General features: G+C 75.5%; 11 protein-coding genes. 7 read left to right on the top strand and 4 right to left on the bottom strand.

The window, feature by feature from the left end:
• Positions 1-153: 153 nt before the first annotated feature.
• Complete coding sequence (locus LG274_RS04020; protein ID WP_298987316.1) at positions 154-1,071, top strand: hypothetical protein; 918 nt, start codon at positions 154-156, stop codon at positions 1,069-1,071.
• A 454-nt stretch (positions 1,072-1,525) separates the two neighbouring features.
• On the opposite strand, the gene LG274_RS04015 is transcribed toward LG274_RS04020, so the two are convergent.
• Complete coding sequence (locus LG274_RS04015) at positions 1,526-2,065, bottom strand: GNAT family N-acetyltransferase (protein ID WP_343281973.1); 540 nt, start codon at positions 2,063-2,065, stop codon at positions 1,526-1,528.
• The gene (locus LG274_RS04010; protein WP_298987320.1) at positions 2,047-2,589 is read right to left on the bottom strand and encodes a GNAT family N-acetyltransferase; all 543 of its coding nucleotides are present in this window, start codon (positions 2,587-2,589) and stop codon (positions 2,047-2,049) included. The genes LG274_RS04015 and LG274_RS04010 overlap by 19 nt, the downstream gene beginning before the upstream one ends.
• A 92-nt stretch (positions 2,590-2,681) precedes the next feature.
• Here LG274_RS04010 and LG274_RS04005 point away from each other — a divergent pair, with 92 nt between their 5' ends.
• The 3 genes from LG274_RS04005 to hemL all read left to right on the top strand — a co-directional run bounded on the left by LG274_RS04005 (position 2,682) and on the right by hemL (position 5,617).
• Entirely contained in the window at positions 2,682-3,215 is a 534-nt protein-coding gene (locus LG274_RS04005; RefSeq protein WP_298987325.1) for an ATP-binding protein, read from the top strand.
• 90 nt (positions 3,216-3,305) lie between these two features.
• Positions 3,306-4,292, top strand: a complete 987-nt coding sequence (gene hemB, locus LG274_RS04000) for a porphobilinogen synthase (protein WP_298713820.1) — start codon at positions 3,306-3,308, stop codon at positions 4,290-4,292.
• The gene (gene hemL, locus LG274_RS03995; RefSeq protein ID WP_404465547.1) at positions 4,289-5,617 is read left to right on the top strand and encodes a glutamate-1-semialdehyde 2,1-aminomutase; all 1,329 of its coding nucleotides are present in this window, start codon (positions 4,289-4,291) and stop codon (positions 5,615-5,617) included. Before hemB ends, hemL begins: the two co-directional genes overlap by 4 nt.
• Before the next feature lie 21 nt (positions 5,618-5,638).
• Here the strand turns inward: hemL and LG274_RS03990 are convergent, their stop codons facing one another.
• Positions 5,639-6,325 carry a 3'-5' exonuclease gene (locus LG274_RS03990; RefSeq protein WP_404465545.1) on the bottom strand — a complete coding sequence of 229 codons (687 nt, stop codon included), beginning with the start codon at positions 6,323-6,325 and terminating at the stop codon, positions 5,639-5,641.
• A 66-nt stretch (positions 6,326-6,391) separates the two neighbouring features.
• Here LG274_RS03990 and LG274_RS03985 point away from each other — a divergent pair, with 66 nt between their 5' ends.
• From LG274_RS03985 to LG274_RS03975, 3 genes are read left to right on the top strand one after another with little or no spacing between them, the layout of a single operon-like run.
• A complete protein-coding gene (locus tag LG274_RS03985; RefSeq protein WP_404465543.1) occupies positions 6,392-6,868 on the top strand; it encodes an MGMT family protein in 477 nt (158 codons plus the stop codon).
• A gap of 30 nt (positions 6,869-6,898) precedes the next feature.
• Positions 6,899-10,366: a PD-(D/E)XK nuclease family protein gene (locus LG274_RS03980; RefSeq protein WP_404465541.1), complete on the top strand. Its 3,468-nt coding sequence runs from the start codon at positions 6,899-6,901 to the stop codon at positions 10,364-10,366.
• Complete coding sequence (locus LG274_RS03975) at positions 10,354-13,833, top strand: ATP-dependent helicase (RefSeq protein ID WP_404465539.1); 3,480 nt, start codon at positions 10,354-10,356, stop codon at positions 13,831-13,833. Before LG274_RS03980 ends, LG274_RS03975 begins: the two co-directional genes overlap by 13 nt.
• Here LG274_RS03975 and LG274_RS03970 read toward each other — a convergent pair.
• A complete protein-coding gene (locus tag LG274_RS03970) occupies positions 13,808-14,995 on the bottom strand; it encodes a macrolide 2'-phosphotransferase (protein ID WP_404465537.1) in 1,188 nt (395 codons plus the stop codon). The two genes, LG274_RS03975 and LG274_RS03970, sit on opposite strands and share 26 nt — an antisense overlap.
• Positions 14,996-15,035 lie beyond the last annotated feature (40 nt).

Below are 15,035 nucleotides of genomic sequence, written 5' to 3'. Positions count from 1 at the left end.
CCAGAAGCACGCCATCCACCGATCAACTCCACAGACCTGGTGTTCTGGCTCGGGCAAGAGCTGGACCCGGATCGGGGCGGCGCCCGTCTCGTGTGGGCTGTCCACGAGGGCCGCCGCGTCCCGGTCTCGCCTCCGACGGTATCCCCGGACGAGGTGGCAGGGGCCCTGACCGGTCTCGACCTCTCGGGCCTCTCGGACGACGTGGTCCAGTCGGCTCTGGTCAGCGCCGTGGAATCGGCCAGGTACTGGCAGGAGCCCGACGGGGAGGACGTGCTGGCTGGGCAGTCGGTCATCCGCGCCGCCCTGGCACCCGTGGCCGCCGCCGTCGTGGCCTCACCCGCGTCCCGGCCCTGGGGACGTCCACGCCAGCCGGTGCAGTGGGTCGCCGACTGGCGGGATTTCGAGGATCCGACCCGGCTGACCCGTCACCCGGGTCGCGTCCTGTCGGAATGGGCCCAGGAGGAGCGGTTGCAGGAGGCTCGCGCCACCGTCGAACGCCCGGCCGACCCCACGGCGAACTGGTCCGGGAGCTGGTGGTCGATCCCTCAGGGAGTCACTGCTGGCTTCGGGCAGATCCCCACCGGGTTGGACCTCGTCGAGGACGCTCTCGGCGCGGAGGCGGCCACGGTGATCCCGGTGCAGGGGGCGGGGAGGACGTATGAGATCCACGCCCCCGGTGACTGGGTGCGGCTGTGCCGGGAGTTCCCTCTGGAGGTGAGTGCCTCACGCCGGCACGACTGGTACCGGGTGACGGGCCGGTCCGGCCGTTGGGTCATACCGGACTGGGAGCAGGTCGCCTCGGAGTGGGACGCGGTGCATCTGACCACCATGGGCTATCTCAGCTCAGCCACCCGGGCGCTGTCCGTAGACGCTGATGCGGCCACGGTCCTCGCCGGGTGGGGCCCGGACACCACCGTATGGCTCACCGACACGGTGCGCGAGTCGGACGAGCCCAGGCAAAGCTGGCACCGTGGGCCCGGCGGCGGATGGATCCGCCGCGCGACTGCCGCTGATATCGGCTCCGCGGGGCCGGCACGGGCGGGTGACCGTACTCAGAAGGGGGAGAGGTGAGCACCCGCAGGCCGTCCTCTTCCGGATCGATGCCCTCTATGGAGGCGGTGTGCAGGCTTGTCGTCGAGCTGGAGCGGCGGCACTTCAGCCGAAACCGCTGTGCGTGGCTCCTGGATGCTGACGTGATCGCGGGGGTCCTCACGGTGGTGCCCTGGCAGGGGCGGCCGCCACCGGCGGACCCGGGACGGGTGACCGGGCAGCGGACGGACCTGAGCCGACTGCTTACGAGATGCCCGGGCGATCTTGAGGCGGTGCTCATGGACGTGTTGCGAGGCCAGGTCCATGAGTCGAGCGCGCCGGGCAGGACGGCGTCCGGCGCAGAGCCGGCGTGGCTGCTGGAGCGATAACCGGGAGCCACCTGGTACGGGTGAACGCTCGGCGCCGCACGCAGGGCGCCAGGGGTCGGCGGCGAGGGCGCTCGGGATGCCCACGCGCTCCGTCTCGATGCCCAGCGTCATGGCGCGAAGCGGCTCGGCCAGGAATGACCGGCTTCCCCCTGCCGAACGGGTCGGAATCCGAGCCGCCGATAGATCCCCATGGCCGCTTTGGAGGTGCCTTCGCCGAAGCGCAGGCTGAGGGCGGGGTCGCCGGCGGCGGAGCAGGCGTCGACGGCGTGCTGTACCAGGGCGCGCCCGACCCCCTTCCCGCGCGCGGCGGGATCGGTGAAGAGGTCGATGATGAACGGCCCCGCGAGGTCCGCGTCCCAGATCGAGTGCGTGACGACCATGACCGCCCCGGCCCGGCGGCCCTCCACCCACGCTGAGGCGCTCGCCTCGGCGCGCAGCTCCCCGTAGTCGCCGCGTAAGGTCGCGTCCATCTCCTCGCGCGCCTCGGCCAGGTCGGAGGCGGCGACGCCCGGTGGGTAGCTGGCGAAGTAGCACCGGGCCAGCTCGTCAGCCGTTTCGACCTCCAGGCCTCGCAGCTCGAGGCCGCCGGGCACGTGCTCGCCAGGCCGCGCCGGCGACAGGTGGAGGGTTAGCAGGTCGGTGGGCACGGGGTTCCTCTCCTCATGGCCGGGACGGCCCCGTCCGCGACGGCGACGGGTCCCTCCCAGCGCTGCTCGCCGTCGACGAGGTGTCCGGTGGGGCGCAGGCCGAGCCGCCGTGCCACGGCGGCCGAGGCAGCGTGGTCGGGGTGGATGTCGGCCACGACCTCGGGGACCCCGCGCCGGGCGAGCTCGTCGAGCAGCAGGCGCGCCGCGGCGGTCGCATGGCCCCGGCCCTGCCAGGGGACGCCGATCACCCACGCGATCTCGGCGGGCCCGCCCGAGACGGGCACGGTGGCCTGCACGTAGCCGACGGCTTCCCCGGTGTCGTCGAGTACCACCAGGTGGTTGAGCCACGTCTCGCTGCGGTCGTCGGAGTGGCCGCGGGCTTGGACGGCGTACTGGCGGGAGAGGCCCTCCCGGGCGGGAGGCTCGCCGCCCGTGAACGTGTACAGGGCCGGATCCGAGAGGACGACGACCATCTCGTCGGCGTCGTCCGGGCGGAGGGGGCGCAGGTGGATCGGGGGAGTCATGGGCCCCACGGGATCGGGTCGGCGTGCGGATGTCAACACCGCCCCGGCGGGTCGGCGGGCGCGCCGGCGTCGTCACCGGCACCATGGGCCCCATGGCAACGGTGATCGAGGGAGGCGACCGGCCCTGGCTGTGCGTGCTCGCCGGACGCGCCGGGACGGGCAAGACCACGCTGGCCCAGGCGCTCGCGCGGGCGACAGGCGCCTGCTGTCTGCGGGTGGACGCCGTCGAGACCGCACTGGGACGGGTCCAGGACCACGTGGGCGCTGCGGGCTACGCCGTCGTGCACGAGCTCGCGGTCTCCAACCTGCTGCTGGGCCACGACGTCGTCGTCGACGCCGTCCATCCCGTCCCCGCCTCCCGGGCCGGCTGGGCGGGGACCGCGTCGCGGGCGGGCGCGCGGCTGGTGGTCCTGGAGACGGTCCTGCCTGACGAACGGGAGCATCGCCGCCGGGTCGAGACGCGCGCGGCCGACATCCCCGGACACCGGGTCCCGACCTGGGATGACGTCCAGGCGGACGGCTGGGTGGCGTGGGACGTCGACCGCGACGGTCCCCGGACCGTGATCGACACGACCACCCGCGCGGCCGCGCTGCGCGACGCGCTGGCGGCCCTGCCCCGCCGGTGACGCGCGCCCTCGCCGTCGGCGGCCCGGGCGGCGTCCTGAGGGGGACCGCGCACCCGTGCCGCGTCCGGCCCACGGCCTAGACTCGAGGCCATGTCGTTCCCCCACCAGCGCCCCCGCCGTCTGCGCCAGTCCGCCACCATGCGCCGCCTGGTCGCCGAAACCCGCCTCCACCCGGCCGAGCTGATCCTGCCGGCCTTCATCAAGGAGGGCGTGGCCGAGCCGCAGCCCATCGCGTCCATGCCGGGCGTGGTGCAGCACACCACCGACTCGCTCAAGGCGGCCGCGGCCGAGGCCGCCGAGCTGGGCCTGGGCGGCATCATGCTGTTCGGCGTCCCGGCCACGCGCGACGCGACCGGCTCCGCCTCCCTGCACCCTGAGGGCGTGCTCAACGCCGCCATCCGCGACGTGAAGGCCGAGGTGGGGGACGCGCTCGTCGTCATGTCCGACCTCTGCCTGGACGAGTTCACCGACCACGGCCACTGCGGCGTGCTCCGCGAGGACGGCGCCGTGGACAACGACGCCACCCTGGAGATCTACGGGCGTATGGGCGTCGCGCAGGCCGAGGCGGGCGCCGACGTCGTGGGCCCCTCCGGCATGATGGACGGCCAGGTGCGCGTCATCCGCGAGGCCCTGGACGACGCCGGCCACGAGGACACCGCGATCCTCGCGTACGCCGCGAAGTACTCCTCCGCGTTCTACGGCCCCTTCCGCGACGCCGTCGACTCCGCCCTGCAGGGCGACCGCAAGACCTACCAGATGGACGCGGCGAACCGCACCGAGGCCATGCTGGAGGTGGCGCTCGACCTCGAGGAGGGCGCGGACATGGTCATGGTGAAGCCCGCCATGAGCTACCTGGACATCGTGCGCGATGTCGCCGAGATGGCCGACGTGCCGGTCTCCGCGTACCAGATCTCCGGCGAGTACGCGATGATCGAGGCCGCCGCCGCGAACGGCTGGATCGACCGCCGCGCCGCGATCACCGAGTCCGTGCTCTCCATCCGGCGCGCCGGCGCCGACACCGTGCTGACCTACTGGGCGGCCGAGCTCGGCCGCTGGATGAAGGAGGGCTCCCTGTGAGCACCCGCACCCCCCGCACCACCAACGCCGCCGCGTTCGCCGCGGCCCAGACCGTCATCCCCGGCGGCGTCGACTCGCCGGTGCGCGCGTTCGGCTCCGTCGGCGGCACGCCCCGCTTCATGGAGCGCGCGCAGGGGCCGTACCTCTACGACGTCGAGGGCCGCGAGTACGTGGACCTCGTCTGCTCGTGGGGTCCCATGCTGCTCGGCCACGGCCACCCGGCCGTGGTGGAGGCCGTGCACGCCGCCGTGGACCGCGGCCTCAGCTTCGGCACCTCCACCGAGTCGGAGACCGCGCTCGCCGAGCTGATCGCCTCGAAGGTCCCCGTGGAGCGCGTGCGCTTCGTGTCCACCGGCACGGAGGCCACCATGACCGCCCTGCGCCTCGCGCGCGGGGTGACCGGCCGCAACCTCATCGTGAAGTTCGCCGGCTGCTACCACGGCCACTCCGACGGCCTGCTGGCCGCCGCCGGCTCCGGCGTCGCGACGGCGGCACTGCCCGGCTCGGCCGGCGTCACCGAGGCCGCCGCCTCCGAGACCCTCGTGGTCACGTACAACTCCCGCGAGGAGCTGGAGAAGGCGTTCGCCGAGCGCGGGTCCGAGATCGCCGCCGTGATCACCGAGGCCGTGCCGTGCAACATGGGCGTGGTGGAGCCGCAGGACGGCTTCAACGCGTTCCTGCGCGAGATCACGCAGCGTCACGGTGCGCTGCTGATCTGGGACGAGGTCCTCACCGGCTTCCGCGCCACGAGCCGCGGCGCGTGGGGCCTCAGCGGGGAGCCCGAGGGCTGGACCCCGGACATCTGGTGCTTCGGCAAGGTGATCGGCGGCGGCATGCCCGTCGCCGCGCTCGCCGGCTCGGCCGCGATCATGGACCACCTGGCCCCGCTCGGCCCGGTGTACCAGGCGGGCACGCTCTCCGGGAACCCGGTGGCGATGGCCGCCGGGTACGCGACGCTGAGCAGCGCCGACGACGCCGTGTACGCCGCCGTGCAGCGCGCCTCCGACGCGGTCCGCGAGGGCCTCGTGGCGGCGCTCGACGCGGAGGGCGTGGACCACTCGATCCAGCGCGCCGGGACGCTCTTCTCCGTGGCGTTCGGGACGTCGAAGGGCGGCGTGAAGGACTACGCCGACGCGCAGGGCCAGGAGGTGTTCCGCTACGCCCCGTTCTTCCAGTCGATGCTGGAGTCGGGCGTGTACCTGCCGCCGTCGGTCTTCGAGGCCTGGTTCGTCTCGGCGGCGCACGACGACGCCGCGATCGGCACGGTCCTCGAGGCCCTTCCCGGCGCGGTGAGGGCGGCCGCGGCCGCGACGCCGCAGGGCTGAAAGCGGTCCGAGCTCCGAGGGTCAGGTGCCGGGCTCGACCGGCCACTCCCGCGAGACCGTGGCCGCCGGATCCTTCCGGCGCAGGTACTCCTCGAAGCTGGCGGCCTGCTCGGCCTTCCACTGGGCCTGCCTCGCGTGCAGCTCCGACAGCTCGATCTGGACTGCGGGGTACTTGCGGGCCAGGTGGTCCGCGACCTGGACGGCGGCGAGCGCGTCCGCGGCCGAGGTGTGCGCGTCCTCCAGCTGCACGCCGTAGTGCTCCGAGACGGCGGTGAGAGTGCGCTTGCCCTTGCGGTAGCGGTCCAGCTGCTTGTCCAGCACGTAGGGGTCGATCACGGGCGCGGCGTCGAGCGGGGTCAGGCCGTGCCGCCGCGCCTCACGGTCCATGACCGTGAAGTCGTACACCCCGTTGAACGCGATCACCGGGATGCCGGCCGCGAAGAGGTCCCGCAGCGTCTCCGTGATCTCGATGACCCCCTGCGCCGCGGGCATGCCCTCGGCGCGGGCCCGCTCCGTGGTGACACCGTGCACCTGCGCCGCCTCCTCCGGGATCGGGACGCCCGGGTCCAGGAGCCACTCGGCGGCGGACACGGCCGCGCCCGAGGCGTCCACCATCACGATGGTGGCCGTCACGATCAACGCCTGCTGGGGGTCTCTGCCCGTGGTCTCGAGGTCGAACCCGGCTCGGATCTGCTCATGCCAATTCACGTCCGCCACGCTACCGCCGGAGCCGGACGCGTGAAGCACCCTCCGGCGGGCGGGCAGGATGGGCTCGTGTCCTCCGCCGCCGTCCCGCGCCCCGCTCCGCCGCGCCGCGCTCCTCCCCTCCCCGCCGCGCCACCCGAGGGTCCGCTGACGGTGGCGGAGGCGCTCGCCGCCGTCGCGTGCCTCGTGCCCCCGGGGCGTGCCGTGTCCTATGGGGCGCTCGCGCGGATCCTGGGCCGCGGCGGCGCGCGACAGGCTGGACGCGCGATGGCCGAGGCGGATCCGGGCACCCCGTGGTGGCGCGTCGTGCGGGCCGACGGGTCCCTGCCCGAGGACCTCGCCGCCCGCGCCGCGCCCGCGCGCGATCGCGAGGGCACGCCGCTGCGCCCGGCCGCCGGCGGGCTGCCGCGTGTGGACCTGGCCCGTGCCGCCTGGGATCCCCACGACGACGGCGACGGCCCCGCGCTCGCGGTGATCGCCGACCTCGCGGCGCGCGTGGACCACGGCCGCGGGAGCATCAGCCCGGCAAGCGGGCGCACCCCTTAACCTGTCCCGCGCCGATGGGAGGATGACCCCATGAGCGCACACGAGCACGCCGCAGCCGCCCCGGACGGGGCGCTCGAGGAGGCCGCGATCCTCGCGGCGGACGAGGCCGAGGAGCCCGTTGCGCCGCCCGTGCACGCCCTCCTCGTCCGCGAAGGGCGGCAGCGGGCGGAGACGGTCGAGCTCACCCCCGCGCAGGAGGCCGTGGCGGGCCTCGCCCCCGGGCACGGGGCCGTCCTCGTGCTCGGTGCGCCCGGCACGGGGCGGAGCACCGCGGCCGTGGAGTACGCCGCGCGGCGGCTCGAGGCGGGGACGGATGCCGAGTCCCTCCTGGTCCTCGCGCCGAGCCGGGACGCCGCGGCCCGTCTGCGCGACGCCCTGACCGAGCGCCTCGAGGCCACGGGGCACGGCACGCGCGCCGTCACGCCGGTGCGCACGTGGGCGTCCTACGCGTTCGACCTGCTCCGCCGCGCCCGCGTCACGGGCCCCCTCCGGCACCTGGCGAACGCCCCGCGGCTGCTGTCCGGCGCCGAGCAGGACACGGTGATCGCCGAGCTCCTGGAGGGCTACGCCCAGGGCCACGCGGCCGGTCCGGAGTGGCCGGCCGACGTCGTCCCCGCTGTGGGCACGCGGGGGTTCCGCCGTGAGGTGCGCGAGCTGGTGGACCGTATGAGCGAGTTCGGGGTGGAGCCCGGCCGCCTGCAGGAGCTGGGCGAGGTGCACCGGCGGCCGGCGTGGGAGGCGGCGGCCGTCCTCGTCCAGGACTACCGGGACCGCCTGGACCTGGGCATGGCGGAGGCCTTCGACCCCGCCGGCCTCATCCGCGCCGCCGCGCTCGTCCTGACGGAGCGGTTCCCGGAGGACCCGGAGCGGGACCGTGCCGGCGTCGAGTTCGCCCGGGCGGAACGCGCCCGGCTGAGCGCCCTCGTGGTGGACGACCTCCAGGAGGCCACCCCCGCCGTGCACGATCTCCTCCGCGTCCTCGGCGTCGGCAGGGACGTCCTCCTCACGGCGACCCCCGACACCACGGTCGAGGGATTCCGCGGCGCCCGCCCGGACCTCGTCCGCGAGTACCCCACCGCCCTGGACCCGGCTCCCGTGCCGGGCGCCCCGGCGTCGCCGGCGCCGGGGGAGCGGACCGTCGTCCTGGCCCAGGGGCACCGCATGGCGGCCGGCGTGCTCGAGGGGTACCTGCGGGTGGCCCGGCGGGTCCGGCAGCGGCACGAGCCGGTCGAGCGGGCCCGGCGCACGGCGCTGCCGGCACAGGAGGGCGGCGAGGTGCGCGGCCACGTCGTGCGCTCGCGGGCGGACGAGGACCAGTTCGTCCTCGAGCGGGTCCTGCGGGTGCATCACGAGGAGTCCGTGCCGCTGGACCGGCTCCTCGTGGTGGCCCGCTCCGGCTCCCGCGTCGCGGCGCTCGCCCGGCATCTCGAGGCGGAGGGCGTGCCGGTCACCCGCGACGCGTCGGGCACCGTGCTCAAGGAGGAGCCGGCGGTGGCCCCGCTGCTGACCCTCCTGGGCGCCTGCGCCACCCTGGCGGGGGACCCCCAGACCGACGTCGTCTCCGTGCTGGACCCTGAGGAGCTCGTCGGCCTGCTGACCGGGCGCTACGGAGCGGCCACGGCGCTGCACGTGCGGCGGCTGCGCCAGGACCTGCTGCGGGCTGAGCGGGCGCGCGGAGGGCGGCGCTCGTCGGACGAGCTGCTCGTGGCCGCCCTCGCGGATCCGGCGCTCGCGGGAGAGGAGGCCGGGCGGCATCGTGCCCTGCGGCGCGTGGCGTGGATGTTCCGCGCCGGCCTCGAGGCGGCCGCCGCTCCCGGGGCGACGGCCGAGACCGTGCTCTGGGCCCTGTGGTCGGCCTCCGGCCGGGCCGACCGCTGGCGCTCGATCGCCCTCGGGCGGGTGGACGGGGCGGACACCCGCCGGGACGCGCGGCGGGCGGACGCAGACCTGGACGCCGTCGTGGCGCTGTTCCAGGTGGCGGAGCGCTTCGTGGACCAGTTCCCCGGATCCTCGCCCGAGGACTTCCGCGGGTACATGGAGTCCCAGGACCTGCCGATGGACACCCTCGCGCGCCGCGCGGAGACCGGGGACGCCGTCCACGTGCTGACCCCTGCCTCCGCCGTCGCCGCCGGTCGCGACTGGGACACCGTGATCGTCGTGGGCCTGCAGGACGGCGTCTGGCCCAACACGCGGCTGCGCGGCCAGCTGCTCGGCGCCACGGACCTCGCTGACCTGCTGCTCGCGCCCGACCCCTCCGCGTGGCCGACGGACCACCGCACCCGGTTGCAGGAGACGCGGCAGGACGAGCTGCGCATGCTGGCGGCGGCGGTCTCCCGGGCGCGCCGCCGCGTCCTCGCCACCGCCGTGCGGAACGAGGACGAAATGCCCTCCGACTTCCTCGACCTCCTGGCCCCCGCGGAACCCGGCGACGATGAGAGCGGCGTCCGCCCCCTCACGGAGGTGGCGCCGCCGCTGACGGCCGGCGCGCTCGTCGCGCGGCTCCGCCGCGCCCTCGAGCAGGGGGAGGAAGGCGCCGGGGCCGTGGATCCGGCGGCGGCCGCCGCGGCCCTCGCCCGGCTGGCCGCGGACGGCGTGGAGACCGCAGACCCCGCGCACTGGTGGGGCCTCGCGCCGCTGTCCACAGAGGAGGCCCTCACGGACGTGGCCCACCACCCGGTCCGCCTCTCGCCGTCCCGCGTGGAGACTGCTCTGACCAATCCCCTCAACTGGCTGCTCTACCACGTGGGGTCCCAGGCTGGAGCGACGCTGGCGCAGTCCGTGGGCACCCTCGTCCACTCCGTGGCCGAGCACCACCCGGACGGCCCGCCCGAGGCCGTGCGCGCCGAGCTCGAGCGTCGCCTGCCGGAGCTGGGCCTGCCCGGGGGGTGGGTCAGCGAGCTCGAGCACGCCCGGGCCCGCGAGCTGGCGAAGGCCTACCTCGGCTACCTCTCCGTCGTGCGGGCCGCGGGGCGGCGCGCCCTGGCCCAGGAGGTGCCCATGCGGGCCGAACTCACGTGGGCGGGACTGACGGTGCTGATCAACGGCGTCATCGACCGGCTCGAGGTGGACGCGGCCGGACGCCCGTACATCGTCGACCTCAAGACGGGCCGCCGCGCGCCGTCGGCGGCCGAGCTGCCCCGCCAGCCGCAGCTCGCCGCCTACCAGGTCGCCCTGCGCGCGCACGGGGTGTCGGTGCTGCGGGATGACCCGGAGGCCGACCCGGCGCTGCGGGCCGCCCTCGCGCAGCTGGCGGAGCCGTCCGCCCCGGCCGGGGCCGCGCTCGTCCAGCTCGGCGCGGGCACCCAGAAGACGAAGGTGCAGGAGCAGGCCGCGCTGACCGACGAGGACCGCTGGGCCCTCGACCAGGTCTTCACGGCCGCCCGCCGGACCGTCGGGCCCCGCTTCCTCGCCCTCCACGACGGGTCCGCCGGCTGCGCCCTGCCGTCCGTCTGTCCCCTCTGCGCCGAAGGAAGGCAGGTCACCGAATGGAACCGCTGAACATGGACGTCCCCGCCGCGGTCCACGCGCCGGAGGACATCGCCGCCCGCCTGAAGGTGCATCCGCCCACGGACGAGCAGGCCGAGGTCATCACCGCTCCGCTCACGCCCCGGCTCGTCATGGCCGGCGCCGGCTCCGGCAAGACCGCCACGATGTCCGACCGCGTGGTCTGGCTCGTGGCCAACGGCCACGCGCGGCCCGACCAGATCCTCGGCGTCACGTTCACGCGCAAGGCCGCCGGCGAGCTGGCCCACCGCATCAACGACAAGGTGGACGCCCTGCTGCGCTCCGGGCTCGTGATCCCCGGGTTCGACGGCGAGCCGGAGGACCTCGGCCGCGCCGCCGTGTCCACGTACCACTCCTACGCGGGCGCGCTCGTGCGCGACCACGGGCTGCGCATCGGCGTGGAGCCCGAGGCCGTGCTGCTCGGCGACGCCGACGCGCACCGGATCATGGCCGGCGTCGTGGAGTCCCATCCGATCGTGGCGGACCGCCTCGGCGTCCGGCCCTCCACGCTGATCTCCCAGGCGCTGCGCCTCGCGGGGGACATGGCGGAGCACCTCGTGGCCCCCGAGGACGTCCGTGCGCACCTGGAGGCGCTCGTCGCCCAGGGCCGGGGGCTCCCGCTCCCGGCCCGCATGAAGGAGCCCTCCCGCGTGATCCTCGAGCTGATCGAGGCGTTCGAGGACCGGGCCCTCATGGCCGACCTCGTGGCCCGCTACGACGAGGCCAAGCAGGAGCGCGACGCGATGGACTTCGGCGACCTGCTACGCCACGCCGCGCGGATCGCCCGGGAGGTGCCCTGTGCGGGGGAGCAGGAGCGCGGTCGCTTCCCCGTCGTCCTGCTGGACGAGTTCCAGGACACCTCACACGCCCAGATGCAGATCTTCGCCGGGCTCTTCGGCCCCACCGGCCCCGAGGCGGACGCGCCCGGGCTCGGGCACTGCGTCACGGCCGTCGGCGACCCCCACCAGTCCATCTACGGCTTCCGCGGCGCCTCCGCCGGCCAGCTCTTCGCCTTCCCGGGCACCTTCCCGCGGGTCCAGGCGCTCCCCGACGGCGGGACTCGGCGCGTCAACGCGGACGTCTCCCACCTGACCGTCGCGTGGCGCAACGACGAGGCGGTGCTGGAGGCGGCCAACACAGTGGCGGCTCCGCTCGTCGTCCACGCGGAGGCGGGGGCAGGCTCGCCCATCGAGCTGCGACCCCTCCGCCCCCGCCCCGGAACGGGCGAGGGGGAGGTGCGCATCGACCGGCACGTCACCCAGGACGAGGAGGCGAGGGCGCTCGCGGAGCGGCTGGCGGCGCTGCCGGACGTCGCGGCCGACGGCCGGACCCGCCTCACGCGGGCGGTCCTGTGCCGCACGCGCGCGCAGTTCGTGCCGGTGCTCGCGGCCCTCGACGAGGCAGGCCTGCCCTACGAGGTCCTCGGCCTCTCGGGACTGCTCTCCCTTCCCGAGGTCTCCGAGGTGCTCGCCGTCCTCCACGTCCTCGCCGACCCCTCCCGCAACGACCACGTGGTCCGCATGCTCACCGGCCCCCGGTGGCGCATCGGCCCCGCGGACCTCGAGGTGCTCCACGAACGCGCCCGCTTCGTCTCCCGCCTGCGGGCCGCCGGAGCCGAGGGGGCGGCGGACGTCGAGGCCGCGGACGTGAGCCCCGAGGAGGACACCGACGCCCCCGCCCTGCTGGAGGCCCTCGACTCGCTGCCACGGGAGGGCTTCGACTGGACCGGCTCCCGCGGGCGCGGCTTCTCGGACGAGGGTCTGCGCCGCCTGCGCGAGGCCAACCGCCTCCTGCGGCGCCTCTCCGCTCGTGCGGACGCGGAGCCCGCCGAGCTCATCGCCGAGGTCGAGCGGGAGATCGGCCTGGACGTGGAGGTGGCCCTGCGCCCCGACGCGTCCGGGGCCTCCGCCCGCCGCCACCTCAACGCGTTCCAGGACGCGGCGCGCGGCTTCGCCGCCGGCACGACGGCGGCGGCGGGGCTCTCCGCGTTCCTCGCCTGGACGGCGTCGGTGGAGGAGCACGAGAAGGGCCTCGGCATCGAGGCCGGGGAGCCCGCCCCCGGGGTGGTCCAGGTGCTCACGACCCACGCGTCCAAGGGACTGGAGTGGGACGTCGTCGCGGTGCCGGGGCTCATGGAGGGCTCGTTCCCCTCGGCTCGGTCCGACCGCTGGACCGCGCCCGCGAACGGCGCGCTGCCGTGGGCCCTGCGCGGTGACGCGGCCTCACTGCCGCAGTGGGACGCCGGATGGGCTGAGAACATGCGCGACTGGGCGCAGTCGGCCGGCAGGACCTACACGTCCAAGGATGCCGAGGGGCTGCCCGAGCCCTACCAGATCGCCGTGGACGCCCACGGGAGGCGGGAGGAGCGGCGGCTCGCGTATGTCGCGTTCACCCGCGCGCGGAGCCGGCTGTGGCTGAGCACCACCCGCTGGAAGGGGACGAACAAGAACCCCGCGGCGCCGTCCGAGTTCCTTGAGGAGGTCGCCGCGCTCGCCGGCTCGTTCCCCGGGATCGAGATCGGCCACGAGCCGGACCCCTCCGAGCTGACGGAGGAGAACCCCATGGCCGGCCGCCTGCTCGCCGCCTGGTGGCCGTTCGACCCGCTGACGGGGCCGGAGGTCGCCGTCGCTGACCCGGAGGACCCCGAGGACGAGGACCGCTGGGAGAAGCTCCCGTCCCGCTCCCGGCCGCGGCGTGCCGCGGTCGAGTCCGCGGCCGCGCGCGTCCGAGGCGCGGCCCCCGAGGACCTCGAGGCGGACCCGGAGATCGCCCGGGAGCTCGCCTGGGTGCTGCTGCGGCGCCGGGACATCGCCGGGACCGGGGGCCAGGTGGCGCTGCCGAGCCACGTCTCCGTCTCGCTCTACGGTGAGCTGGCGGCGGACCCGCAGGCGGTGGCCGAGCAGCTGCGCCGGCCCATGCCGCGTCCGCCCGCCCACGCGGCGCGCCGCGGCACGGCGTTCCACGCCTGGCTCGAGGACCGGTTCGGCGCGACGGGCATGCTGGACATCGAGGACCCCTCGGACGCCGCCGACCAGTGGGTGGACGACGCCCTGGACCTCGCCCCGATGCAGGAGTGGTTCCGGTCCTCGCGCTGGGCGGACCGGACCCCCGCGTTCGTGGAGGCGGCGGTGGAGACCACGGTCGCCGGGATCACCCTGCGCGGGCGCGTGGACGCCATCTACTGCTCGGGAGCCCGCGAGGGGATGCCCCTCGATCCCGAGGCCGCGTGGGAGCTGGTGGACTGGAAGACGGGCGCGGTGCCGTCGGACCGCGACCTCGAGGTCAAGGGCCTGCAGCTGGCGGTCTACCGGCTCGCGTGGTCACGCCTGCACGGGATCCCGCTCGAGAACATCGGGGCGAGCTTCGTCTACGTCGCGCACGGCGTCGAGCGCTCGCTCGCCCACCTGCCGGGGGAGGATGAGCTCGAGCGCATCGTCACCGAGGCGCTGAACCGCCCGTGATCCCGTCGCCGGGGCTCTGCGCCCGGCGAGCACCCCGGGCGGCGGCCCGGTCCGCTTCCCGGCCCGGAGCCGGCACCACGGTGAGGGCGGCGGTCTGGTCGTCGGCCTCGTCCGGCTCGCGCTCGCGGCCCGCGTCGTCACCGTCGGCGTCCTCGTCGTCGGCATCCACCGCGTCGCCCGCCGGCTCGCCGTCGGCCGCCTCGCCGTCGGCGTGCTCCGGTGCGCTCCCGTGCGTGCGGCCCCGGACAGCGTCGGCCAGCTCGGCCAGCATGTCCTCCGCCTCGGCGATCATGTCCGCGTCGTGGCGGTCCACGCCACGCACCAGCCACTGGGCCAGCGCGAACTCCGCGAGGAGGGAGGCGCGGCGCATCAGGTGCTCGTCCCCGTCGTCACCGGCTCCGGCGTCGGCGCGCCGCCCGCGGTAGGCGTCCAGCACGCGCTCGGCGAAGTCGGGGTCCTCGGCGGCGGCCAACCACGCGAGGTCCACGGCGGGATCGCCCACGTGCAGGTCGGTCCAGCCGGTCACCCCGACCACCCGGCCGCGCTCCACGAGCAGGTTGTCCTCGTGCAGGTCTCCGTGCACCGGCACCGGGGAGAACGACCACAGGGCCTCCTCCTCCATGGCCTCCTCCCAGCGGCGCAGCAGCACCGGGGGGATGCGACCCGTGGTGGCGGCCTGGTCCAGCTCATGCAGCCGGCGGTTGCGCACCTCCTCCGCCGTGTAGACCGGCAGGTCCGCGAGGTCCACCACGGAGGAGGGCAGGGTGTGCACGGCCGCGATGACGCGGCCGACGTCCTGCACCGCGGGCTCGCCGAGCACGACGAGGTCCTCGAGGGGGAGGGGACGGCCCGGCATGTCCTGGTACACGAAGGTGCGCAGGCCACCCAGGCGCACCGCGCCGGCCACGGAGGGCGTGCGGAAGGGCAGGGCCGCGCGCACGCGCGGGGTGAGCGCGGCGAGCACCTGCAGCTCGGTCTCCAGGCGGATCCCCGCCTCCGGGGTGCGCGGGGAGCGCACGCGCCACCACTGGCGCTGGGCGTCCACGACGACGGCGGCGGAGAAGTCCGCGGGGTCGTCCGGGCTGGCGACCACCGAGACCGGGGTCAGGCCGGGGACGGCCGCGGCGGCCAGGGCTGCGAGGTGGAGGGACTGACGGTGCACGGGGTCCACCCTATGCGCGCCCACGCCCGAGCGCGGTGGG

The organism is Micrococcus antarcticus (assembly GCF_044872765.1).
GTDB lineage: Bacteria > Actinomycetota > Actinomycetes > Actinomycetales > Micrococcaceae > Micrococcus.
The sequence above is the reverse complement of the archived record's forward strand: the minus strand, read 5'-3'. Positions and strand labels throughout refer to the sequence as shown.

Excerpts from the sequence above, each read along its gene's own strand:
- LG274_RS04010 (WP_298987320.1), bottom strand. The coding sequence starts at position 2,589 with ATGACTCCCCCGATCCACCTGCGCCCCCTCCGCCCGGACGACGCCGAC.
- LG274_RS04005 (WP_298987325.1), top strand. The coding sequence starts at position 2,682 with ATGGCAACGGTGATCGAGGGAGGCGACCGGCCCTGGCTGTGCGTGCTC.
- hemB (WP_298713820.1), top strand. The coding sequence starts at position 3,306 with ATGTCGTTCCCCCACCAGCGCCCCCGCCGTCTGCGCCAGTCCGCCACC.
- LG274_RS03980 (WP_404465541.1), top strand. The coding sequence starts at position 6,899 with ATGAGCGCACACGAGCACGCCGCAGCCGCCCCGGACGGGGCGCTCGAG.
- LG274_RS03975 (WP_404465539.1), top strand. The coding sequence starts at position 10,354 with ATGGAACCGCTGAACATGGACGTCCCCGCCGCGGTCCACGCGCCGGAG.